This is a genomic window from Sphaerisporangium sp. NPDC051017, from assembly GCF_040683095.1.
Taxonomy (GTDB): Bacteria; Actinomycetota; Actinomycetes; order Streptosporangiales; family Streptosporangiaceae; genus Sphaerisporangium.
On sequence record NZ_JBFBCI010000007.1, the window covers coordinates 123,755 to 144,699 of the forward strand.

Annotated in this window: 19 protein-coding genes and 1 riboswitch; of the genes, 11 read left to right on the plus strand and 8 right to left on the minus strand. The window is 72.4% G+C overall.

From position 1 onward, the window contains the following. Positions 1-21: 21 nt before the first annotated feature. The 4 genes from pknB to thiO all read right to left on the minus strand — a co-directional run bounded on the left by pknB (position 22) and on the right by thiO (position 4,375). Positions 22-1,926, minus strand: coding sequence for a Stk1 family PASTA domain-containing Ser/Thr kinase (gene pknB, locus AB0M95_RS09090; RefSeq protein WP_363761414.1), 1,905 nt, complete (start codon positions 1,924-1,926; stop codon positions 22-24). 87 nt (positions 1,927-2,013) lie between these two features. Continuing rightward, entirely contained in the window at positions 2,014-2,841 is an 828-nt protein-coding gene (locus AB0M95_RS09095; protein ID WP_363761416.1) for a thiazole synthase, read from the minus strand. Between the two features lie 69 nt (positions 2,842-2,910). Continuing rightward, positions 2,911-3,111, minus strand: coding sequence for a sulfur carrier protein ThiS (thiS, locus tag AB0M95_RS09100; RefSeq protein WP_363761418.1), 201 nt, complete (start codon positions 3,109-3,111; stop codon positions 2,911-2,913). Between the two features lie 55 nt (positions 3,112-3,166). Next, positions 3,167-4,375, minus strand: a complete 1,209-nt coding sequence (gene thiO / locus AB0M95_RS09105) for a glycine oxidase ThiO (protein WP_363761420.1) — start codon at positions 4,373-4,375, stop codon at positions 3,167-3,169. Further along, a riboswitch (TPP riboswitch) is annotated at positions 4,369-4,480 on the minus strand. (Overlaps the previous gene by 7 nt.) Positions 4,481-4,636: 156 nt before the next feature. Here thiO and AB0M95_RS09110 point away from each other — a divergent pair. Genes AB0M95_RS09110 through thiE form a run of 3 tightly spaced genes read left to right on the plus strand, consistent with a single transcriptional unit; the run spans position 4,637 to position 6,846 of the window. Then, a complete protein-coding gene (locus tag AB0M95_RS09110; protein ID WP_363761422.1) occupies positions 4,637-5,806 on the plus strand; it encodes an FAD-dependent oxidoreductase in 1,170 nt (389 codons plus the stop codon). 49 nt (positions 5,807-5,855) lie between these two features. Continuing rightward, positions 5,856-6,230 carry an Rv2175c family DNA-binding protein gene (locus AB0M95_RS09115; RefSeq protein WP_363761424.1) on the plus strand — a complete coding sequence of 125 codons (375 nt, stop codon included), beginning with the start codon at positions 5,856-5,858 and terminating at the stop codon, positions 6,228-6,230. Beyond that, positions 6,208-6,846 carry a thiamine phosphate synthase gene (thiE, locus tag AB0M95_RS09120; RefSeq protein WP_363761426.1) on the plus strand — a complete coding sequence of 213 codons (639 nt, stop codon included), beginning with the start codon at positions 6,208-6,210 and terminating at the stop codon, positions 6,844-6,846. The genes AB0M95_RS09115 and thiE overlap by 23 nt, the downstream gene beginning before the upstream one ends. 9 nt (positions 6,847-6,855) lie before the next feature. Here thiE and AB0M95_RS09125 read toward each other — a convergent pair whose 3' ends face one another. Next, complete coding sequence (locus AB0M95_RS09125) at positions 6,856-7,920, minus strand: polyprenyl synthetase family protein (RefSeq protein ID WP_363761428.1); 1,065 nt, start codon at positions 7,918-7,920, stop codon at positions 6,856-6,858. 212 nt (positions 7,921-8,132) lie between these two features. On the opposite strand from AB0M95_RS09125, the gene metF reads away from it, so the two are divergent. Further along, positions 8,133-9,065 carry a methylenetetrahydrofolate reductase [NAD(P)H] gene (gene metF / locus AB0M95_RS09130; protein ID WP_363761430.1) on the plus strand — a complete coding sequence of 311 codons (933 nt, stop codon included), beginning with the start codon at positions 8,133-8,135 and terminating at the stop codon, positions 9,063-9,065. A 65-nt stretch (positions 9,066-9,130) separates the two neighbouring features. Here the strand turns inward: metF and AB0M95_RS09135 are convergent, their stop codons facing one another. Together AB0M95_RS09135 and AB0M95_RS09140 are read right to left on the minus strand one after the other, a co-directional pair. After that, complete coding sequence (locus AB0M95_RS09135; protein WP_363761432.1) at positions 9,131-9,685, minus strand: GNAT family N-acetyltransferase; 555 nt, start codon at positions 9,683-9,685, stop codon at positions 9,131-9,133. A 148-nt stretch (positions 9,686-9,833) separates the two neighbouring features. Next, on the minus strand, positions 9,834-10,310 hold the full coding sequence (locus tag AB0M95_RS09140; protein ID WP_363761434.1) for a YbaK/EbsC family protein: 477 nt from the start codon (positions 10,308-10,310) through the stop codon (positions 9,834-9,836). Positions 10,311-10,439: 129 nt separating this feature from the next. On the opposite strand from AB0M95_RS09140, the gene AB0M95_RS09145 reads away from it, so the two are divergent. Together AB0M95_RS09145 and AB0M95_RS09150 are read left to right on the plus strand one after the other, a co-directional pair. Continuing rightward, complete coding sequence (locus tag AB0M95_RS09145) at positions 10,440-11,273, plus strand: L,D-transpeptidase family protein (RefSeq protein ID WP_363761436.1); 834 nt, start codon at positions 10,440-10,442, stop codon at positions 11,271-11,273. Between the two features lie 541 nt (positions 11,274-11,814). Beyond that, the gene (locus tag AB0M95_RS09150) at positions 11,815-12,255 is read left to right on the plus strand and encodes an SAV_6107 family HEPN domain-containing protein (protein WP_358513535.1); all 441 of its coding nucleotides are present in this window, start codon (positions 11,815-11,817) and stop codon (positions 12,253-12,255) included. Positions 12,256-12,466: 211 nt separating this feature from the next. On the opposite strand, the gene AB0M95_RS09155 is transcribed toward AB0M95_RS09150, so the two are convergent. Continuing rightward, positions 12,467-12,961, minus strand: coding sequence for a transcriptional regulator (locus tag AB0M95_RS09155; protein ID WP_358513537.1), 495 nt, complete (start codon positions 12,959-12,961; stop codon positions 12,467-12,469). A gap of 522 nt (positions 12,962-13,483) precedes the next feature. Between AB0M95_RS09155 and pyrR the strand changes: the two genes are divergently transcribed. The 5 genes from pyrR to carB are packed head-to-tail and all read left to right on the plus strand — an operon-like array spanning position 13,484 to position 20,941. After that, complete coding sequence (gene pyrR, locus AB0M95_RS09160; RefSeq protein ID WP_363761439.1) at positions 13,484-14,170, plus strand: bifunctional pyr operon transcriptional regulator/uracil phosphoribosyltransferase PyrR; 687 nt, start codon at positions 13,484-13,486, stop codon at positions 14,168-14,170. After that, complete coding sequence (locus AB0M95_RS09165) at positions 14,167-15,102, plus strand: aspartate carbamoyltransferase catalytic subunit (protein WP_358513541.1); 936 nt, start codon at positions 14,167-14,169, stop codon at positions 15,100-15,102. Before pyrR ends, AB0M95_RS09165 begins: the two co-directional genes overlap by 4 nt. Next, a complete protein-coding gene (locus AB0M95_RS09170; RefSeq protein WP_358514210.1) occupies positions 15,102-16,403 on the plus strand; it encodes a dihydroorotase in 1,302 nt (433 codons plus the stop codon). Before AB0M95_RS09165 ends, AB0M95_RS09170 begins: the two co-directional genes overlap by 1 nt. A gap of 34 nt (positions 16,404-16,437) precedes the next feature. Continuing rightward, on the plus strand, positions 16,438-17,658 hold the full coding sequence (gene carA / locus AB0M95_RS09175) for a glutamine-hydrolyzing carbamoyl-phosphate synthase small subunit (RefSeq protein WP_363761441.1): 1,221 nt from the start codon (positions 16,438-16,440) through the stop codon (positions 17,656-17,658). After that, a complete protein-coding gene (gene carB / locus AB0M95_RS09180; protein ID WP_363761443.1) occupies positions 17,651-20,941 on the plus strand; it encodes a carbamoyl-phosphate synthase large subunit in 3,291 nt (1,096 codons plus the stop codon). The genes carA and carB overlap by 8 nt, the downstream gene beginning before the upstream one ends. Positions 20,942-20,945 lie beyond the last annotated feature (4 nt).

Here is a 20,945-nt window from a genome sequence, read left to right on the forward strand (position 1 = left end):
GGGTCTCCCGAGCGGAGACGCTCAGTGCCAGATCGTTATGCGGGTGCCCGCCGGGGCCTGCCCGAGGGGGTTCTCGGCGACCACGGCCCCGGAGCCCGCGATCTTGCGGACGCGGACCTTGAAACCGGCCGTGCGCAGTTCCTCCGCCGCCTCGCCGACCTTCTTGAAGCGGACGTCCGGGATCGGGACCAGGGCCTGGCCGGGCTGCGCGTTCTGGTCCTCCGGGTTCTCCCAGGGCCAGTGGAAGCCGGTGTCGGGGCCCTTGGAGCAGGTGAGCTGCACGCCCTGACCGGCGGTGACCTCGGCGCGCGCGGCGGGGGACTGGGCGATGATGGTGCCGGGCTGGGCGTCGTCGGTCTGCTGGACGACCGTCGGGATGAAGCCCTTCCCGCGCAGGAACGCGTCGGCCTGGTCGCACTGCATCTCGCTCACGTCGGGCATGAGCTGACCGGCGCTGAGGACGATCTGGACCGTGCCGCCCTCCTTCACCCGCGTGCCGACCTGCGGGCTCGTGCGCAGGACCAGGCCGCGCTGCACGGTGTCGCTCGGCACGCGGCTGACGGCCCCTGCGGTGAGCCCGGCCTCGGAGATCTTGCTGCGGGCGTCGGCCTCGGAGAGGTTCACCACGTTGGGCACCGCGATCTTGCGCGGGCCGGCGGACGGGATCAGCGTGATGAGCGCGCCCTGGATCACCTCGCGGCCGGACTCCGGGTCGGTGCGCAGCACCTTGTTCTCGCCGAGCTTGGTGTCGTTCTCGGGCTCGCCGATCTTGACGCTGAAGCCCTGCTTCTCGGCCTCGGCCTTGGCGACCGTCACGTTGATGCCGAGCAGGTCGGGGACCTTGGTGTACCGGCCTTCGGAGAACCACCAGCCCGTGGCGCCGATCGCGCCGGTCATGACCACGGCCAGGGCGACGATGAACCAGACCGGCCGGACGCGCCGCCGCTCGCGGTGGCCGGGCGGCGGGGGCGCGATCCCCGGCGTGGTGAGCATCTCGGTGCGCGACTGGACGAGCGTGGGGTTGGCGGGCGCCGGGGCCGGGGCCGGGACGGGATGGGGAGGGGCCGGGGCGGGGTCGCGCGGCAGCGCGCGGTGGGCCTCGACGGCCGCGACGAGCAGCGCCGTGGCGTCGGTCGGGCGGTGGTTCGGGTCGCGGTCGGTGGCGGACAGCACGAGCCGGTCCAGCACGGCCGGGCTCTCGGGCGCCAGCGAGGACGGCGCGGGCACGCGGTCGTGGACGTGCCGGTAGGCCACCGACATCGGGGTCTCGCCCTGGTAGGGCTGCCGCCCGGTCAGCAGCTCGAACAGCATCACCCCGGCGGCGTACACGTCGCTGCGCGCGTCCGTGACCCCCGCCGTGACCTGCTCGGGCGACATGTAGGCGATCGTGCCGATCATGACGCCGGTGCGGGTCTGGTTGCCCGAGTCGATGGCTCGGGCGAGCCCGAAGTCGACGACCTTCACGCGGCCGTCGTCGCTCAGCAGGACGTTCTCGGGCTTGACGTCGCGGTGGACCATGCCCGCCTGGTGGGCCGCGCCGAGCGCGGCCAGCACCGGGATCATGATCTCCAGGGCCTCGCGCGCGGGCAGGCGGCCACGCTGCCGCAGGACGTCGCGCAGGGTGCGCCCCGGGACGTACTCCATCGACAGGTAGACGTGGTCGCCGTCGGTGCCCTGGTCGAAGACGTGGACGACGTTGGGGTGGGAGAGGCTGGCGACGGACTTCGCCTCGCCGATGAACCGCCGCACGAAGTCGGGGTCCTCGGCGAGGGAGCGGTGCATGACCTTCAGGGCGACCGTGCGGTCGAGCCGCACGTCCCTGGCCAGGTAGACAGCGGCCATGCCACCGCGGGCGATACGTGACTCGACGCGATAGCGCCCGTCCAGCACTCGCCCTACGAGGGGGTCCGCAACCGTCGTGTCCACGGGAGTGAGTTTACGGGCGGTTTGCCAGGACGAGGGCAAGCACATCCCAAACCGATGCCGACATGTTTTCCCGTCTGGAAGGGGCCACTACTCGTGCGCACCGGCCGCGATCGCCGGTGAGGAGGCCTCAGCGTACCTCCGCCGGGGGATCCGGCCCGCGAGGCGCGCCATACGGCCCGCCGTCACGGCATGCTTCATCGCCGCGGCCATCAGGCCGGGCCTGCGGGCGCGGGTGACCGCGCTGGCGAGCAGGACCGCGTCGCATCCTAGCTCCATCGCCAGCGCCGCGTCGCTCGCCGTGCCGATGCCAGCGTCGAGGATCACCGGGACGCCCGCCGCCTCCACGATCAGCTCGATGTTGTGGGGATTGCGGATGCCGAGGCCCGAGCCGATGGGGGAGCCGAGGGGCATGACGGCGGCGCATCCGGCCTGCTCCAGGCGCCGCGCCAGCGCCGGGTCGTCCCCGATGTAGGGCAGGACGACGAACCCGTCGGCGACCAGCCGCTCGGCGGCGTCGAAGGTCTCGATCGGGTCGGGCAGCAGGGTGCGCTCGTCGCTGATCACCTCCAGCTTCACCCAGGGGGTGCCGAGCGCCTCCCGGGCCAGGCGCGCCGTGAGCACCGCCTCTCCGGCCGTGTAGCAGCCCGCGGTGTTGGGGAGCACCTTGACGCCCCGTGCGCGCAGCACGTCCAGCACCGACCCGCGGGCCGAGGGGTCCAGCCGGCGCATGGCCACCGTGGTGATCTCGGTGCCGGACGCGGCCAGCGCCTCGTCCAGGACCTCCAGCGACGGCGCGCCGCCGGTGCCCATGATGAGGCGCGAGGCGAACGTCTCGCCGCCGAGCGCCAGCGCGTCGTCCGCCGGGCCCGCGTCGCGCTTCTCGTCCGCCGTCCTCGGCTCGGTCACGCTCGTCATCCGTGCCACCTCCGTTGTCTCGCCGGTCCCGCCGGTCTCATCTGAGTCCTCACCTGGGTCGTACGGGGGTCATCCACCCTGCACCGCCGTCAGCACCTCGACGCGGTCGTTCTCGCCCAGCGGCGTGGAGTCCCACGCGCCGCGGCGGACCACCTCGTCGTTGAGGGCCACCGCCACGCCCGCCACGGCCGAGGTGAGCACCTCGACGGCGTGGGCGACGGTGGCGCCTTCGGGCAGCCGGCAGGGGTTTCCGTTGATCGTCACGTTCATCGCGGTTGCGGGGCGGATCCCTGGCGCGGACCGGGGGCGCCCCGACCCTCCTTGGTCATCGATGGTGGCCGGTGGTGCCGTTCCCCGATCCGTGCGCCGCCCGGTGGAAGCGGCGCGGCGAGCAGACCGCCGCCGCGTCCTCGTACGCGGACCCGGCGAGCGTCCCGTCCAGCTCGGCGGCGAGGAGGCCCGCGGTCAGGGGGGCGAGCAGGACGCCGCCGCGGTGGTGGCCGGAGGCGAGCAGGAGGCCCTCCATCGCCGTCGCCCCGAGCACGGGCAGGTTGTCGGGCGTTCCGGGGCGAAGGCCCGCGCTGACGCCGGACACCTCCAGCTCGGTCACGCCCGGGACCAGCTCGCGGGCGTCGCGTAGCAGCTCCCACAGCCCGCCGGCGGTCACGCGGGTGTCGAACCCCATCTCCTCCTGCGTGGCGCCGAGGACGATCTCGCCGTCGCCGCGGGGCACCAGGTACGCGCTGGAGCCGCGGACCACCCCGCGCACGCAGCGGCCGAGGAACCCCGGCGCGCCGCGCAGCCGCATGATCTGCCCTTTGACCGGGCGCACGGGCGGCGCGACCTCCGGCGGCAGGCCCGGAAGGGCCCCCGACCACGCCCCGGCGGCCAGCACGACCCGCTCGGCGGCGAGCGCGCGCCCGTCCCCCAGGAGCACCCCGCGCGCGGCGCCGCGCTCGACCATGAGGCCGGCCGCGCGCTCGCGCACCACGGACGCCCCCCGGCGCGGCAGCGCGGCCAGCAGGGCGGCGGTGACCCGGCGCGGGTCCACCCACGCGTCGCCCGGGGCCAGCAGCCCGCCGCGGACCGAGGGCGCCAGCATCGGCTCGGCGCGCCGGCACTCGCGCCCGGTCAGGCGTTCGACGGGCAGGTCCAGCTTGCCCATGAACTCGGCCAGCTCGTCCAGGGCGGCCAGGTCGTCCGCGCCGAAGGCGACGTCCAGCGTGCCGTCGGCGCGGTGGTCGACGTCCAGGCCGGACTCCTCCGACAGTTCGGCCGCGAACGCGGGCCACAGCTCCAGCGAGGCCAGGCCGAGGCGCAGCAGCGGCTCCTCGGTGTAGGTGACCTCGCTCACCGGGGCGAGCATGCCCGCGGCGGCGTGGGTGGCCCCCGAGCCGGGGGAGGGGTCGGCGACGACCACCTTGTGCCCGGCCGCCGCGGCGCGCCAGGCCACCGACAGGCCGGCGATGCCGCCGCCCACGACCACGACGTCCGCGGCACCGGCTGAGCCGCTATCGGCGCCCGTGTCGACCATGAGGTCTCGCTCCCTTCGCCGGCATGATCCGGATCAGGTCTTTGCGGTCGAGGGCCGCCAGCCCTCCTCTCAGCCCGGTCTCGCCGGACTCCCGCGCGTCTGACGGGACAAGCTTATTCCTGTCCCTGTGCCTATTCCTGCCTTGGTACGCCGTCGCGCACCCGCTTGAGCGTTCTCATCACCCCGCGTGTGTAGTAGTGAGCCAATTCGTTACCAAATCGCCGTTGGCGGGTTACCCGGCTCGCCGCTTACTGTCAAGTTGTGAATCATGTCGTGGTGGTGGGCGCCGGGCTGGCCGGCGTACGGAGTGTCGAAGCGCTGCGGGCGCGCGGGTACCACGGGCGCGTCACTCTGGTGGGCGACGAGAGGCATCGCCCCTACGATCGGCCACCCCTGTCCAAGGCCGTCATGGCCGGCGACCTGGACTCGACCGTCGTGGACTCCGATCTCGGGGCCCTGGACATCGACCTGCGCACCGAGGTCGCCGCCAAGGGCCTGCGCGAGGGTGTCGTGGAGACGACCGAGGGCGAGCTGGAGTACGACGGGCTGGTGATCGCCACCGGCGCGACCCCGATCAGGCTGCGCGGCGAGGGGCCCCAGTACACGTTGCGCACCATCGACGACGCCCTGGCCCTGCGGGCGCGCCTGACCCCCGGCACGCGGGTGGCCATCGTCGGCGCGGGCTGGATCGGCGCGGAGATCGCCACGGCGGCGCGCCGCGCGGGATGCGAGGTGACCGTCGTCGAGGCCGCCGCCTCGCCCCTGGCCGCCGCCCTCGGCCCCGAGATCGGCGCCCACACGGCCCCCTGGTACGCCGAGGCCGGCATCGAGCTGCGGCTCGGCACCATGGTCGGCTCGGTCGACCCGGGCGGGCTCGCGATGATGGACGGCTCCTGGATCCCCGCGGACGTCGTCGTGACGGGCATCGGCGTGCGCCCGGCCGTCGGATGGCTCGCCGGGTCGGGCATCGCGCTGGACAACGGCGTCCTGGTCGACGAGCACCTGCGCACGTCCATGGACCGCGTCGTCGCGGTCGGCGACTGCGCCAACTGGTGGTCGCGCCGCTTCGGCCGCCGCCTGCGCATCGAGCACTGGGACACCGCGCTGCACGCCCCCGAGACCGCCGTGGCCACCCTGCTCGGCCAGACCGCCGTGTACGACCCCGTCCCGTACTTCTGGTCGGAGCAGTTCGGCCGCATGCTCCAGTACGCCGGCCACCACACCGGTGCCCGCCTCGTGCTGCGCGGCGATCCGGCGTCCGACCCCAAGTGGGCCGCGATCTGGCTGACCGAAAACGACCGTCTCGCGGCGATCTTCACGGTGGACCGCCCACGCGACCTCGTCCAGGGGCGCCGGATCGTCGAGGGCGGGCAAAGGCTGGACGAAGATCGCGCCAAGGACCCATTGATACCCTTGCGTGACTGCTTGTGACCCCTGTGGGGGTGTTTGAGACCTCCTACGACGTGGTAGTTGTGGACTCGTGACGCTTTCTGTTGCGCAGATCGATCGGGAAACCGACCAGCTCGTGGGGGAATGGCTCCCCCTGTCGGACGTAGGCGGCCGGCTCGGGCTCAGTGCCGGGCGGGCCAAGCAGCTCCTCAAGGACAAGAAGCTCATCGGCGTCCGCAGGGGCGGCCCAGAACCGGAGGTGCCGGCGGTCTTCATCGCCGGGGACGACGTGCTCAAGGGCCTGCCCGGAACTCTGACCGTCCTGGCGGACGCGGGGTACGACGACGTCGAGGCCCTGCGGTGGCTCTTCACCCCTGACGACTCCCTGCCGGGGGCCCCGGTCGACGCGATCGTCGCCGGCCGGCACACCGAGGTGAAGAGGCGTGCCCAGGCGCTCGGTTTCTGACGCGAGGCTCTACCTCTGTACCGACGGCCGCCGCCGTCAGGGCGACCTGGAAGAGTTCCTGGACGCCGTCCTCGCGGGCGGCGTCGACATCGTCCAGCTCCGCGAGAAGGGCCTGGAGGCCCGGCAGGAGCTGGAGCTGCTCGAAGTGTTCCGCGAGGCCTGCGACAGGCACGGAGCCCTGCTCGCGGTCAACGACCGGGCCGACATCGCCTTCGCCGCCCGTCCCGACGTGCTCCACCTCGGGCAGGACGATCTTCCTGTGGCGGTGGCGCGGGCGATGCTGGGGCCGGACATCCTGATCGGGCGGTCGACGCACAGCGACGCGGAGGCGTCCGCGGCGGCCGCCGCGGACGGCGTGGACTACTTCTGCTGCGGGCCGATCTGGCCGACGCCGACCAAGCCCGGGCGTTCCGCGCCCGGGCCCGAGCTGCTGAAGCACGCGGCCTCGCTGGGGACCGATCGTCCCTGGTTCGGCATCGGCGGCGTCGACCTCGGCACGCTGGACGAGGTCATGGGGTACGGCGCCACGCGGGTCGTGGTCGTGCGGGCCATCACCGAGGCGGAGGACCCGGGCGCGGCGGCGGCGGAGTTCGCCCGGCGCCTGCGCGCCGCCTGACGGCGCGGCTCAGCTCTGGCGGGAGGTCGCGGCGGCCGCGAGCTCCTCCAGGGCCGCGCGGGCCTCGGCGGTGATCGGCGCGCGCTCCAGGCCGCTCAGCGCGTCGTCGTGGTAGCGCTTGATCATCTCCTCGCTCGCGGCCAGGGCCCCGGTGTCCTCGATGATCCGGCGCAGCCGCTCGACGCCGTCCGCGTCCAGGGCCGGGTCGCCGAGCAGGCGCCGTACGTCGCCGGCCTGGCGCTCGGAGGCCGCCGACAGCGTGCGCGCGATCAGCATGGTCCGCTTGCCCTCGCGCAGGTCGTCGCCCGCGGGCTTGCCGGTCTGGGCCGGGTCGCCGAACACGCCGAGCACGTCGTCGCGCAGCTGGAAGGCGATGCCGACCTTCTGCCCGTACTCCACGCACAGCCGGTCGATCCACGGCTCCTGGCCGCGTGCGGCCAGCACCAGGCCGAGGCGCAGGGGCTGCTCGACGGAGTACTTGCCGCTCTTGTGCAGGGCGACCCGCAGGGCGCTGTCGAAGGTGTTCTCGAAGTGCGCCTGCTCCAGGAGATCGAGGTACTGACCGCACATCAGCTCGGTGCGCATGATGTCGTGAACCGGCTCGGCCGCGGCCAGCGCCTCGGCCGGCAGGCCGCTCGTCCGCCACATCTCGCTCGACCAGACGAGCAGCAGACTGCCCAGCAGGACGGCCGCCCCCTCGCCGAACTGCGCCGACGAGCCCCGCCAGCCCGACCGCTCGTGCAGCGCCTGGAACCGCCTGTGCGCGGACGGCTGACCCCTGCGCAGGTCGCTCGCGTCCATCACGTCGTCGTGGACCAGGGCGCTGGCCTGCAGAAGCTCCAGTGAGGCGGCGGCGGTGAAGATCGCCGGGTCCTCCTCGCCCCCCGCGCCACGCCAGCCCCAGTAGCAGAACGCGGGACGCAGCCGCTTGCCGCCCACGAGGAAGTCCTCCGCCGCCGCGAGCAGAGGGGCCAGCTCCGGCGCGCCGACCAGGGGGCGCTGCCGGTCCACGAACATCCGGAGGCGGCGGTCGATTTCGGAGCGAAGGTGGTCCCACTGGAACAAAGCGGTCATGCTCTGAGATTAGTGGGAGCTTTATGACGTTCTGATCCCTGTCCCTCCCTTGACCGCGCGCCGTGACGCCCGGCCGCCGCCCCGGATCCGAGGTCCCGAGAGAGGACGAGAGGGGCGAACGCGCCGCGATCAACCCCTCACATACCGGAGCCCGGTCAGAACCGCACGTTCACGAGGGGTGCGGCTCGCATCCGACCTGTAGCCTTGGGGCCATGTCTTTGGGTCGATCCTCCATGCGCCCCGACCGCGTTCCCACCGTCAGGGAACTGCTCGCCTCCGGCGGCCGGTCGTTCTCGTTCGAGTTCTTCCCCCCGAAGACCGACGAGGGGGAGCGTCAGCTGTGGCGCGCGATCCGCGAGCTGGAGGCGCTGCGCCCGACCTTCGTGTCCGTGACCTACGGCGCCGGCGGGTCCAACCGCGACCGCACGATCGAGATCGTCGAGCGGCTCGCCCACGAGACCACTCTCACGCCGGTCGCCCACTTCACCGCCGTCAACCACTCCCTGCGCGAGCTGCGCCACCTCGTCGGCAGGTTCGCCGACGCGGGCGTGCGCAACATCCTCGCCGTCCGCGGCGACCCGCCCGGCAGCGACCCGCTGGCCGAGTGGATCAAGCATCCCGAGGGCGTCGAGTACGCCGAGGACCTCGTGCGGCTGATCCGCCAGGCGGGCGAGTTCTGCGTCGGCGTCGCGGCCTTCCCCTACCGTCACCCGAGGTCGCCGTCCGTCGAGTCCGACACCGAGTACTTCGTGCAGAAGTGCCGGGCCGGGGCCGACTACGCGATCACCCAGATGTTCTTCCGCGCCGACGACTACCTGCGGCTGCGCGACCGCGTCGTCGCCCGCGGCTGCGACACGCCGATCATCCCGGGCATCATGCCGGTCACGCAGATGAGCACCATGGCGCGGTCCGAGAAGCTGTCGGGCGCGCCGTTCCCGCCCGAGGTGGCCGAGCGCTTCGAGGCCGTCGCCGACGACCCCGAGGCCGTCCGCCGTCTCGGCATCGAGCACGCCGCCGAGCTGTGCCAGACCTTGCTCGACGAGGGCGCCCCGGGCATCCACTTCATCACCTTCAACAAGTCCAGCGCCACCCGCGAGGTGTACCAGGCGCTGGTGCCCTCCGCCGTCCCCGCGACCGCGGGCTGACCCGTTCGGGGCGCCTGAAGTGCGCCCCGAACCCGCCGTGCCGAAGGCGCGGCAATAGGTTCGAGTCAGTCCGGCGCGCGCAACGGTAGGGTGCTGCCCACGATCGCGTAGTGCTCGTAGCCTCCGGGGAAGACGAACATCCCCATCAGGTCGATGAAGCCCAGCCGGCGGTACAGATGCCGCGCCGCCGTCGGCTGGTCGTGGGTGGACAGCACGGCGGTGCGCTCGGCGCGGCCCTCGCACAGGCCCAGTACGAGCCTGCGCCCGATGCCCTTGCCCTGGTAATCGGGGTGGACGTGGATCTCGGCGATCTCCAGCGCGTTCTCGAACCACGCCGCCGCGGCGCCCACGCCCGCGCGCTCGGCCAGGCCCCGGCGCGCGACGTCGTGCCACCACTGCCCCGGGGCGCCGTGGAACCCGTATCCGAACCCGACGACCTGACCGCCCGGCGTCTGGGCGAACAGGCAGGCGAAGTCCGGGAACGTCGCGTGGTTGCGCATGATGCTCTGCCGCCCCGAGAGCTGCTCGGGCGGCGGGCGCATCGCCGCGGTGTACGTGGCGATCACCGAATCGAGCTCAGCGGTGAACTCCTTGGCACCGGCGCGTCGCAGTTCGATCACTCGTCGCACACTAGCAGGACCACGAAGAGGCACGACCAAACCCGACCATAGTGTGCTTCGGGGCGTTAACCCGGCGTTTCGGGTGTCTCGCCGGTGAAGATTCGGACGGCCCCGCGCCATGCGATCCGGCGTTCGCCCTCGCCGCCCGCTATTCGACGTCGGCGGGCGTCCCGCCCGTGATGCGCACGAGCTCGTCGAACGTCGTCGGGAAGACCGTGTGCGGATGGCCCGCGGCGGCCCACACCACCTCGTGCTTGCCCAGCCAGGTGTCGACCAGCGTGCGGATCGGCGCCGGATGCCCGACCGGGGCCACACCGCCGATCGTCTGCCCCGTCGCGGCCTTCACGAAATCGGGGGCGGCCCTCTTCACCTTCGACACCCCCACCAGGCCGGCGACCAGGGCCGTGTCGACGCGGTGGGCGCCGCTGGTGAGCACCAGCAGCGGCTCGCCGTCCGCGTCGAAGATCAGGCTGTTGGCGATCGCCCCGACCTCGCAGCCGAGCCGGGCGGCCGCCGCCGCGGCCGTCGGGATGGCGTCATCGAACACGACCACCTCGCCGGTGGCCCCGGACGCGCGCAGGGCCGCGGTCACCTTCAGCACGGTCGGACGCAACTTTTCTGGCACCCGGACACTCTAAACAGATTGACCGGCATCAGCCATTGATTACATCTCCGTGACGCCAGGCGGCCGGAGATGATCGTTGCGCTAGTGTCCGTTGGTCCGAACATGATGTTGTCGAGAGGAAGTTCTGACATGGGGGTTGGAAGGCGGCTCGCCGCCGCGGCGGTGATGACCGCGGGAGCCGTGCTCGTCTCGGGGCTCGTCTCGGGCCACGCGGCGGGAATCCACCGGAGCGGCCAGGCTGGGGGAGCCGGGGCCACGAGCGCGGCGGTCGCGATCCACACGACGCCGGTCAGCGCGCGGACGGCGGTCACGCCCTTCGCGGCACCGCACGTCAGCCTGAAGATCGGCGCCAAGGGCGCCGCGGTGAAGCAGCTTCAGACCAGGCTGCTCGAACTCGGCTACGCGCCGGGCAAGATCGACTCGCGCTACGGCGGGACCACACAGTCCGCCGTGTGGGCGTTCCAGAAGATCCAGGGGCTCTCCCCGACGAGCACCGTCAGCGCGCGCACGTGGCGGGCGCTGGAGAACCCGAAGGCGCCGCAGGTCCTGGTCCCGAACGGCAAGCCCGACCGGGTCGAGGTCAACCTGACCAAGCAGATCGCCGTGCTGTACCGGGCGGGGCAGGTGAAGCTGATCACCCACATCTCCTCGGGCAGCGGCATCCCCTACTGCGAGACGGCCACCTGGCAGGGCAAGGTCCAGCGGTTCTGCGGTGACGCGCGCACGCCGACCGGCGACTTCAAGACCACCTGGCGGCGGTCGGGCTGGCACAGGTCCTACCTCGGGCAGCTCTACAACCCGATCTTCTTCAACGGGGGGATCGCCCTGCACGGCGCGCTGTCGGTCCCGCTCGCGCCCGCCTCGCACGGGTGCGTCCGGCTTCCGATGCACGTCGCCGAGGCCCTGCCGTCCCTGCTCGGCACCGGCGTCCCGGTGCACGTCCGGGGCAAGTTCCCGCGCTGACCCACCGCACGACCGCACGACCGAAGGGCCGCGAGCCGACGCTCGCGGCCCTTTCGTGTCCCGTGACCCGTTCGTATGATCGAACCTTTGTTCGTGTGATGCTTGACATCGCAGGTCATCGAATTTATGTTCGACATGGTGGGGGCAGGACTCGCGGCCTGCCCCCACTACCCGGCGGGTGAGCGTCGTGCGCGCCCGCCGCGCGAAGCACTGGCCGGGCGGGGAGAGGGGAAGCTCCTCGTCCGGCCGCGGGTGGCCGGCACGCCGGGACCCGTCCTCCGAACCCCGCGCGACATCCCGACGACGAACCCGAGACCCGCTGACCGAGAACAACCGAATACCTCTGGAGCGACAGGCGGCCGAGGCGGGGCGCGATCTCCGTGGCCGCCCCGGCGTCAGGCCGCCGGCGGGGCCGAGAGAGCGAGGGAGACGAGCCCGCCGGAGTGATCATGGGGCCGCAGGCCATCGGAATTGTCGGTGGCGTCTGCGACGGTGTTATCACCGGCGGTCACCGCCGGGGCCACGACCCAAGGAGGGTGGCATGACTCGACAGCCCGGAGAAGGTCCCCGGGTCTCCCAGACCGTCCGCGCGCATCTCGCCGACGCGCACGCGTGCCTGGCCGACGCCGCGGCCACACGAACCCCGGCCGAGCGTTACGTCTCGGCGCACCTCGCGGCGCTGCGTGCGGCGGCCGCCATTCTCGCGGCGCTCCCGAGGCCCATGGACGGGCGCAGGAGGCGGTTGCGCAGCGCGTGGGAGCTGTTACCCGAGGCCGAGCCGAAGCTCACGCAGTGGGCGGCCTACTTCGCCGAGAGCGCGCGCAAGCGGGCGATGGCCGAGGCCGGCATGGTGCGCGTGGTGTCGGCGCTGGACGCCGACGAGCTGATCGGCGAGGCCCGCACGTTCGTCGCCCTCGTCGAGGACATCCTCGGCGTCCCCGGCCAGTCGGCCCTCCCGGTGAACTCGCCCCTGGCGGGGTAGTGCCGTCACGGGGTGGCGGCGGGTGCGGGGATCGCCCCGGGATCCCCGGTCCGCACGTCGGTGGGAGAGGTGCTGGAGGAACGGCTCGCGGTTCTCCCCGGTCGGCGCGGGGAACCGTAATGAGCGCGACCGCTCGCGCGACGAGAGGGACGCCTCTGGGGAACGGCTCTCGTGGCGAGAAGAGCGGCGCTCAGAGCGAGCGGAGCGGCGCTCAGAACGATTCGACGGCGCGGCGCGCCTCGGCGTCGAGCACTCCCCAGTTGATGAGCTCTTCGGTCAGCTCGGTGGGCGACTTGTCGTAGATGACCGCGAGAGAACGAAGGTCCTCCTGGCGGATCGACAGCACCTTGCCGTTGTAGTCGCCACGCTGGCTCTGAATCGTGGCCGCGTAACGGGCAAGGGCCCCGGCCTTCTCCTTGGGAAGCTGGGCGAGCCGCTCCAGGTCGATCACCAGTTTCGGCGTCGGGCCAAGCGGCGCGGGAGCGGAGCCCCCGGGAAGCAGCTCGGAGACCGGAACCCCATAGAAGTCGGCCAGCTCCGCGAGCTTCTGAACGGTTACAGCACGGTCGCCGCGCTCGTAGGAGCCGACGACGACGGCTTTCCACCTGCCGCGCGACTTCTCTTCGACCCCGTGCAGTGATAGACCCTGCTGGGTGCGGATGGCGCGGAGTCGCGCGCCCAGCGACTTGGCGTAGTCAGACGGCATTGGTTGGCCCCCGGCTTTCTATGAACGTTCTCACTTATTGTGCGCCTAGCGACGAATGCGGCGGCGCTCGGGTCTAGGACCCGGGGCAGGCACCATCGGTGACCGGAGCGTCGCGGTTTACCCGAGTACGTCGCGAGGTGTGGTTACGGACAGTGACGGTAAAGGTGTGGACGTGATTGGTCAAGCTGATTGGAAAAAAGATGCCGAATCCTGTCCGGTCGGGTGCTGATCTAGGCGGTCACAATCGCCGCTCCCGTTCCTCGTATCTTGGCGCATTTCCCTTCCCGGAGCGCCCGTGCCCCGCGCGCCGCGCGGTCCCGCGTGACGGGCAGGGCCTCCCGCCGCGTGCGCGGGGCCGGGCCCCGCACACCGTGGCGGCGACGTCGCCCCAGGTCAGCGGAAGGGTATCCGCCCAGGTTGGGAAGGGCGAACCGGTTCGGGCTGTTCTCGGACAGGCTGCTAACGTGAGGGCACCAGATCCTTTAAACCCCGTCCTGTGAGGCGGGAAAGGCGGTGACCTTCATGAACGGCGCCCGAAACCAGGCGCACGACGGCGTCCGGCAGGGCCGGAACGACGTCCCGGACGACGCGCGGCACGACGACGGCCGGACCGGCCCGAATGATCAGACCGGTCAGGACGGTCAGGACGCGCGGAACGGCGACCCCCGCGACGGCGAGCGCGCGGTCCTGGAGGCCCCGGACATCAACCGGGCCCTCACCCGCATCGCGCACGAGATCCTCGAGCGCGCGAAGGGCCCCGAGAAGCTCCTCCTGCTCGGCATCCCGACCCGCGGCACCGTCCTGGCCCGCAGGCTGGCCGACCGCATCGAGCAGGTCGAGGGCCGCCCGGTCGCCTTCGGCTCCCTAGACGTCACGATGTACCGCGACGACCTGCGGCTCAGGCCGGCCCGCGCCCTCGGCCGCACCGACCTCCCCGAGGACGGCGTGGACGGCCGCATCGTCGTCCTGGTGGACGACGTCCTCTACTCCGGGCGCACGGTCCGCGCCGCGCTGGACGCGCTCAACGATCTCGGCCGCCCGACGGCGGTCCGCCTGGCGGTCCTGGTCGACCGCGGCCACCGCGAACTGCCCATCCGCGCCGACTACGTCGGCAAGAACCTCCCCACCTCCCGGGCCGAGACGGTGCGGGTCTGCCTCGCCGAGACCGACCAGCGCGACGCCGTCCTGCTGAGGGGAGGCCAGCGATGAAGCGCCACCTGCTGTCCACGGCCGACCTCTCGCGCGAGGACGCCCTGCTGATCCTCGACACGGCCGAGCAACTGGCCCAGGTCTCCGGCCGCTCGATCAAGAAGCTGCCCACCCTGCGCGGGCGCACGGTCGTGAACCTCTTCTTCGAGGACTCGACCCGCACCCGCATCTCCTTCGAGGCCGCGGCCAAGCGCCTGTCCGCGGACGTGATCAACTTCTCGGCCAAGGGGTCGAGCGTCTCCAAGGGCGAGAGCCTGAAGGACACCGCGCTCACCCTGCAGGCGATGGGCGCCGACGCCGTGGTGATCCGCCACGGCGCGTCCGGGGCCCCGCACCGCCTGGCCACCTGGGTGGACGGCAGCGTGGTGAACGCGGGCGACGGCACCCACGAGCACCCGACGCAGGCGCTGCTGGACGCCTTCACGATGCGGCGCCGCCTCGGCGAGCTGGACGGCCGCCGGGTCACCATCGTCGGCGACGTCCTGCACAGCAGGGTGGCCCGATCCAACGTCCACCTGCTGCACACGCTCGGCGCCGAGGTCACGCTCGTCGCCCCGCCGACGCTGCTGCCGGTGGCGATGGACGACTGGCCGTGCGAGATCTCCTACGACTTCGACGCGGTGCTGCCCAAGTCGGACGCGGTGATGATGCTGCGCGTGCAGCACGAGCGCATGAACGCGTCCTACTTCCCTTCCGCCCGCGAGTACAGCCGCCGCTACGGCCTGGATCCGGAGCGGATGGGCCGCATGCCCGACGGCGCGATCGTCATGCACCCGGGGCCGATGAACCGCGGCATGGAGATCGCCGCCGAGGTCGCCGACGGCGAGCGCTCCACGATCGTCGAGCAGGTCACCAACGGCGTGACCGTCCGCATGGCCGTGCTGTACCTGCTTCTGTCCGGCTCAGAGCCCGCGATCGGGGGAAACCAGTGATCTACCTTCTGAGGGGCGCCCGCGTTCTCGGGGGCGACCCGCGTGACGTGCTGCTCAGGGACGGCCTCGTCGCCGAGGTCGGCGCGCCGGGCGAGGTGGACGCCCCCGGCGCCGCCCGCGTGGACGCCGACGGCCTGATCGCACTCCCCGGCCTGGTCGACCTGCACACCCATCTGCGCGAGCCGGGCCGCGAGGACGCCGAGACGGTGGAGTCCGGGACGGCCGCGGCGGCGCTCGGCGGGTTCACCGCCGTGCACGCGATGGCCAACACCTCGCCGGTGGCCGATACCGCGGGCGTCGTGGAGCAGGTGTGGCGACTCGGCCAGGAGGCCGGGCACTGCGACGTGCAGCCGGTGGGCGCGGTCACCGCGGGCCTGGCGGGCAGGCAGCTCGCCGAGCTCGGCGCGATGGCCGACAGCGCGGCCCGCGTGCGCGTCTTCTCCGACGACGGCGTGTGCGTCTCGGACGCCGTGCTCATGCGCCGGGCGCTGGAGTACGTCAAGGCGTTCGACGGCGTGGTGGCCCAGCACGCGCAGGAGCCGCGCCTGACCGAGGGCGCGCAGATGAACGAGGGCGCGGTGTCGGGCCGCCTCGGCCTGACCGGCTGGCCCGCGGTCGCCGAGGAGGCGATCATCGCGCGCGACTGCCTGCTGGCCGCGCACGTCGGCTCCCGCCTGCACATCTGCCACGTGTCCACGGCCGGGTCGGTCGAGATCATCCGGTGGGCGAAGTCCAAGGGCTGGAACGTCACGGCCGAGGTCACCCCGCACCACCTGCTGCTCACCGACGCCCGCGCCGAGTCATCGCCCGCGGGCCCGTACAACCCGATCTACAAGGTGAACCCGCCGCTGCGCACCGACGCCGACGTCCGGGCGCTGCGCGAGGCGCTCGCCGACGGCACGATCGACTGCGTGGCCACCGACCACGCGCCGCACCCGGTCGAGGACAAGGAGACCGAGTGGCCGGCGGCGGCCATGGGCATGATCGGCCTGGAGACGGCCCTGTCGGTCGTCCAGGAGGCCATGGTCGAGACGGGGCTGCTGGACTGGGCGGGTGTCGCCGACCGCATGTCGGCCCGGCCCGCGCGCATCGGCCGCCTGTCCGCGCACGGCCACCCGCTGGAGGCCGGCGCCGCCGCGAACCTCACCCTGGTGGACCCCTCCGCGCGGTCGGCCGTCGACCCGCACGGGTTCGCCTCCAAGAGCCGCAACACGCCGTACGTGGGCATGACACTGCCGGGCAGGGTCGTCGCGACCTTCCTGCGCGGCCGCCCGACCGTCTTCGAAGGGAAGCTGACGTGACGACCCGGCCCGTCCTCGTCGAAGGGAAGACCAGGTGACCCGGCAGACCCCGGCGGTCCTCGTGCTGGAGGACGGCCGCGCCTTCCACGGCGTCTCCTACGGCGCCGAGGGGGAGACCTACGGCGAGATGGTCTTCTCCACCGGTATGACCGGTTACCAGGAGACGCTGACCGACCCGTCCTACCACCGGCAGATCGTGGCGATGACCGCGCCGCACATCGGCAACACCGGCGTCAACGACGAGGACCCGGAGTCCTCGCGCGTCTGGGTCGCCGGGTACGTCGTGCGTGAGCCCGCGCGGGTCGCCTCCAACTGGCGCTCGCGCCGCTCCCTGGACGAGGAGCTGCGCCGCCAGGGCGTCGTCGGCATCGCCATGCCGGGCACGCGGGCCCTCACCCGCCACCTGCGTGAGCGCGGGGCCATGCGCGCCGGGGTCTTCACCGCCCCGTCCGCGACGGTCGAGGAGCTCGCCGGGAAGGTGCGCACCAGCCCGTCGATGGTCGGCGCCGATCTCGCCAAGGAGGTCTCCACGCCCGAGCCGTACGTCGTGCCGGCCCGCGGGCCCAAGCGGTTCACGGTCGCGGCGCTCGACCTCGGCATCAAGGCGATGACGCCCTACCGCATGGCCGAGCGCGGCTGCGAGGTGCACGTGCTGCCCGCCACCGCGACCGCGGCCGACATCCTCGCCCTCGACCCCGACGGGGTGTTCCTGTCCAACGGCCCGGGCGACCCGTCGGCCGCGGACTACGCCGTCGAGACGCTGGCGGGCGTGCTGGAGGCGCGCAGGCCCGTCTTCGGCATCTGCTTCGGCAACCAGATCCTCGGCCGGGCGCTCGGCCTCGGCACCTACAAGCTGCGGTACGGCCACCGCGGGGTCAACCAGCCCGTCCAGGACCGCCGCACCGGCAAGGTGGACATCTCCGCGCACAACCACGGCTTCGCGGTCGAGGCCCCGCTGGACGGCCCGTTCGAGACGCCGTACGGCCGGGCGGAGGTCAGCCACGTGAACCTCAACGACGGCTGCGTCGAGGGGCTGCGCCTGCTCGACCACCCGGCGTTCAGCGTCCAGTACCACCCCGAGGCCGCCGCGGGCCCGCACGACGCGGCGGGCCTGTTCGACGAGTTCTGCTCCCTGATGGACGGCGGGACGGGCGTCGACACGGGCCTCAACATGGGCCTCAACACGGGCACGGCCGCGGGCCTGCCCGGGCGTGGACGGCACACCGGTTCTACGGCGGAGGACGGGAATGGCTAAGCGCACCGACATCTCGACGATCATGGTGATCGGCTCGGGGCCGATCGTGATCGGCCAGGCCTGCGAGTTCGACTACTCCGGCACGCAGGCGTGCCGGGTGCTGCGCGCCGAGGGCTACCGCGTGGTGCTCGTCAACAGCAACCCCGCGACCATCATGACCGACCCCGAGTTCGCCGACGCGACCTACGTCGAGCCGATCACGCCCGGCATCGTCGAGAAGATCATCGCCAAGGAGCAGCCGGACGCACTGCTGCCCACCCTCGGCGGCCAGACCGCGCTCAACACCGCCGTCGCGCTGCACGAGGCGGGCGTGCTGGAACGGTACGGGGTCGAGCTCATCGGCGCCGACATCGCGGCGATCCAGGCCGGCGAGAACCGCGAGCTGTTCAAGGGCATCGTCGCCAAGGTCGCCGCCGAGCACGGCCTGAACGCCGAGTCCGCCCGGTCGGTGATCTGCCACACCCTGGACGAGTGCCTCGCCGCGGCGCGGGACCTGGGCTACCCGGTGGTCGTCCGGCCGAGCTTCACCATGGGCGGCGCCGGCTCGGGCTTCGCCTACGACGAGGACGACCTGCGGCGCATCGCCGGGGCCGGGCTCGACGCCTCGCCGACCACCGAAGTGCTCCTGGAGGAGTCCATCCTCGGCTGGAAGGAGTACGAGCTGGAGGTCATGCGCGACCGCGCCGACAACGTCGTCATCGTCTGCTCCATCGAGAACGTCGACCCGATGGGCGTGCACACCGGCGACAGCGTCACCGTGGCCCCGGCCATGACCCTGACCGACCGCGAGTACCAGAACATGCGCGACGTCGCCATCGCGGTGATCCGCGAGGTCGGCGTCGACACCGGCGGCTGCAACATCCAGTTCGCCGTGGACCCGCGCACCGGCCGCATGATCGTCATCGAGATGAACCCCCGGGTGTCGCGTTCCAGCGCGCTGGCCTCCAAGGCGACCGGCTTCCCGATCGCCAAGATCGCGGCCAAGCTCGCCATCGGCTACACCCTGGACGAGATCCCCAACGACATCACCCGCGAGACGCCGGCGTCCTTCGAGCCGGCGCTGGACTACGTCGTGGTCAAGGTGCCGCGGTTCGCGTTCGAGAAGTTCGCCGGGGCCGACCAGACGCTCACCACGCACATGAAGTCGGTGGGCGAGGCGATGGCCATCGGCAGGTCGTTCCCCGAAGCGCTCCAGAAGGCCCTCAGATCGCTGGAGAAGAAGGGATCGTCCTTCGGGTGGGCGGGAGCCCCCGGCGACAAGGACGAGCTCCTGGCGGCCTGCCGCACCCCGCACGACGGGCGGCTGCGCACGATGCAGCAGGCCATCCGGGCCGGCGCCACCCTCGATGAGCTGTACGACGCCACGAACGTCGACCCGTGGTTCCTCGACCAGCTCTTCCTGATCGACGAGGAGGCGCGGGCCCTCGCCGAGGCCGAGCCGACCGCCGAGGCGCTGGTCCGCGCCAAGCGCCACGGCTTCTCCGACGCCCAGATCGCCGAGATCCGCGGCCTGCCCGAGGCCGAGGTCAGGGCCCTGCGCCACGCGCTCGGCGTGCGGCCGGTCTACAACACCGTGGACACCTGCGCCGCCGAGTTCGCCGCCAAGACGCCCTACCTGTACTCGACCTACGACGAGGAGACCGAGGTCCCGTACGGCGACCGGCCCAAGGTCATCATCCTCGGCAGCGGGCCGAACCGCATCGGCCAGGGCATCGAGTTCGACTACGCCTGCGTGCACGCCTCGTTCGAACTGTCGGCCGCCGGGTACGAGACCGTGATGGTCAACTGCAACCCCGAGACGGTCTCGACCGACTACGACACCTCCGACCGGCTCTACTTCGAGCCGCTCACGCTGGAGGACGTCCTGGAGGTCGTGCACGCGGAGCGGGAGACCGGCCCGGTCGCCGGGGTCATCGTCCAGCTCGGCGGGCAGACGCCGCTGGGCCTGGCCCAGGCGCTGAAGGACGCCGGGGTGCCCGTCGTCGGCACCGGCCCCGAGGCCATCCACCTGGCCGAGGAGCGCGGCGCGTTCGGCCGCGTGCTCGCCGAGGCCGGGCTGCCTGCCCCCCGGCACGGCACCGCCGTGACCGTGGAGGAGGCCCGGGCCATCGCCGCCGAGATCGGTTACCCGGTGCTCGTGCGCCCGTCCTACGTCCTCGGCGGCGCCGGCATGGCGATCGTCTACGACGAGGACACGCTCAGCGCGTACATGGCGCGGGCCGGCGCGGCGAGCGACCACCCCGTCCTCGTCGACAAGTTCCTGGACGAGGCCATCGAGATCGACGTGGACGCGCTGTTCGACGGCGAGGAGCTGTACCTCGGTGGCGTGATGGAGCACATCGAGGAGGCCGGCATCCACTCCGGCGACTCGGCGTGCGCGCTGCCGCCGATCACGCTCGGCGGGTTCGACATCAAGCGCATCCGCGCCGCGACCGAGGCCATCGCCCGCGGCGTGGGCGTGCGCGGGCTCCTGAACGTCCAGTACGCCCTGTCGGCGAACATCCTGTACGTCCTGGAGGCCAACCCCCGCGCGAGCCGCACGGTGCCGTTCGTGTCCAAGGCGACGGCCGTGCCGCTGGCCAAGGCCGCCGCCCGGGTGATGATGGGCGCCACGATCGCCGGGCTGCGCGAGGAGGGCATGCTGCCGCGCGAGGGCGACGGCGGCACGATGCCCCTGGACGCCCCCATCGCGGTCAAGGAGGCCGTCCTGCCGTTCAACCGGTTCCGGGGCGTGGACATCGTCCTCGGGCCCGAGATGCGGTCCACGGGCGAGGTCATGGGCATCGACGAGGTCTTCGGCACCGCCTACGCCAAGTCGCAGTCCGGGGCGTACGGCTCGCTGCCCACCAAGGGGCGGGCGTTCGTCTCGGTGGCCAACCGCGACAAGCGCGCGATGATCTTCCCGGTGAAGGCCCTGGCCGACCTCGGCTTCGAGATCCTCGCCACGGAGGGGACCGCCGAGGTGCTGCGCAGGAACGGCGTCCATGCCAAGATCGTGCGCAAGCAGAGCGACGGCCCCGGCACGGACGGTGAGCCGACGATCGTCACGCGCATCCTGGACGGCGAGGTGGACCTCATCGTGAACACCCCCTTCGGCAGTCCGGGGCAGTCGGGGCCGCGCCTCGACGGCTACGAGATCCGCACCGCGGCCGTCCTGAGGGACATCCCGTGCGTCACCACCGTGCAGGGCCTCGCGGCGGCCGTGCAGGGCATCCAGGCGGTCGCCGCGGGCTCCGTGGGCGTACGGTCGCTCCAGGAGCACGCGAAGAGGCTGAGGGGCTGACCCC

Coding starts and splice junctions, on each gene's coding strand:
- AB0M95_RS09095 (WP_363761416.1), bottom strand. CDS start 2,841: ATGACGAGCGTGACCGAGCCGAGGACGGCGGACGAGAAGCGCGACGCG.
- thiS (WP_363761418.1), bottom strand. CDS start 3,111: ATGAACGTGACGATCAACGGAAACCCCTGCCGGCTGCCCGAAGGCGCC.
- thiO (WP_363761420.1), bottom strand. CDS start 4,375: ATGGTCGACACGGGCGCCGATAGCGGCTCAGCCGGTGCCGCGGACGTC.
- AB0M95_RS09125 (WP_363761428.1), bottom strand. CDS start 7,920: ATGACCGCTTTGTTCCAGTGGGACCACCTTCGCTCCGAAATCGACCGC.
- metF (WP_363761430.1), top strand. CDS start 8,133: ATGTCTTTGGGTCGATCCTCCATGCGCCCCGACCGCGTTCCCACCGTC.
- AB0M95_RS09145 (WP_363761436.1), top strand. CDS start 10,440: ATGGGGGTTGGAAGGCGGCTCGCCGCCGCGGCGGTGATGACCGCGGGA.
- AB0M95_RS09150 (WP_358513535.1), top strand. CDS start 11,815: ATGACTCGACAGCCCGGAGAAGGTCCCCGGGTCTCCCAGACCGTCCGC.
- AB0M95_RS09155 (WP_358513537.1), bottom strand. CDS start 12,961: ATGCCGTCTGACTACGCCAAGTCGCTGGGCGCGCGACTCCGCGCCATC.
- pyrR (WP_363761439.1), top strand. CDS start 13,484: ATGAACGGCGCCCGAAACCAGGCGCACGACGGCGTCCGGCAGGGCCGG.
- AB0M95_RS09165 (WP_358513541.1), top strand. CDS start 14,167: ATGAAGCGCCACCTGCTGTCCACGGCCGACCTCTCGCGCGAGGACGCC.
- carB (WP_363761443.1), top strand. CDS start 17,651: ATGGCTAAGCGCACCGACATCTCGACGATCATGGTGATCGGCTCGGGG.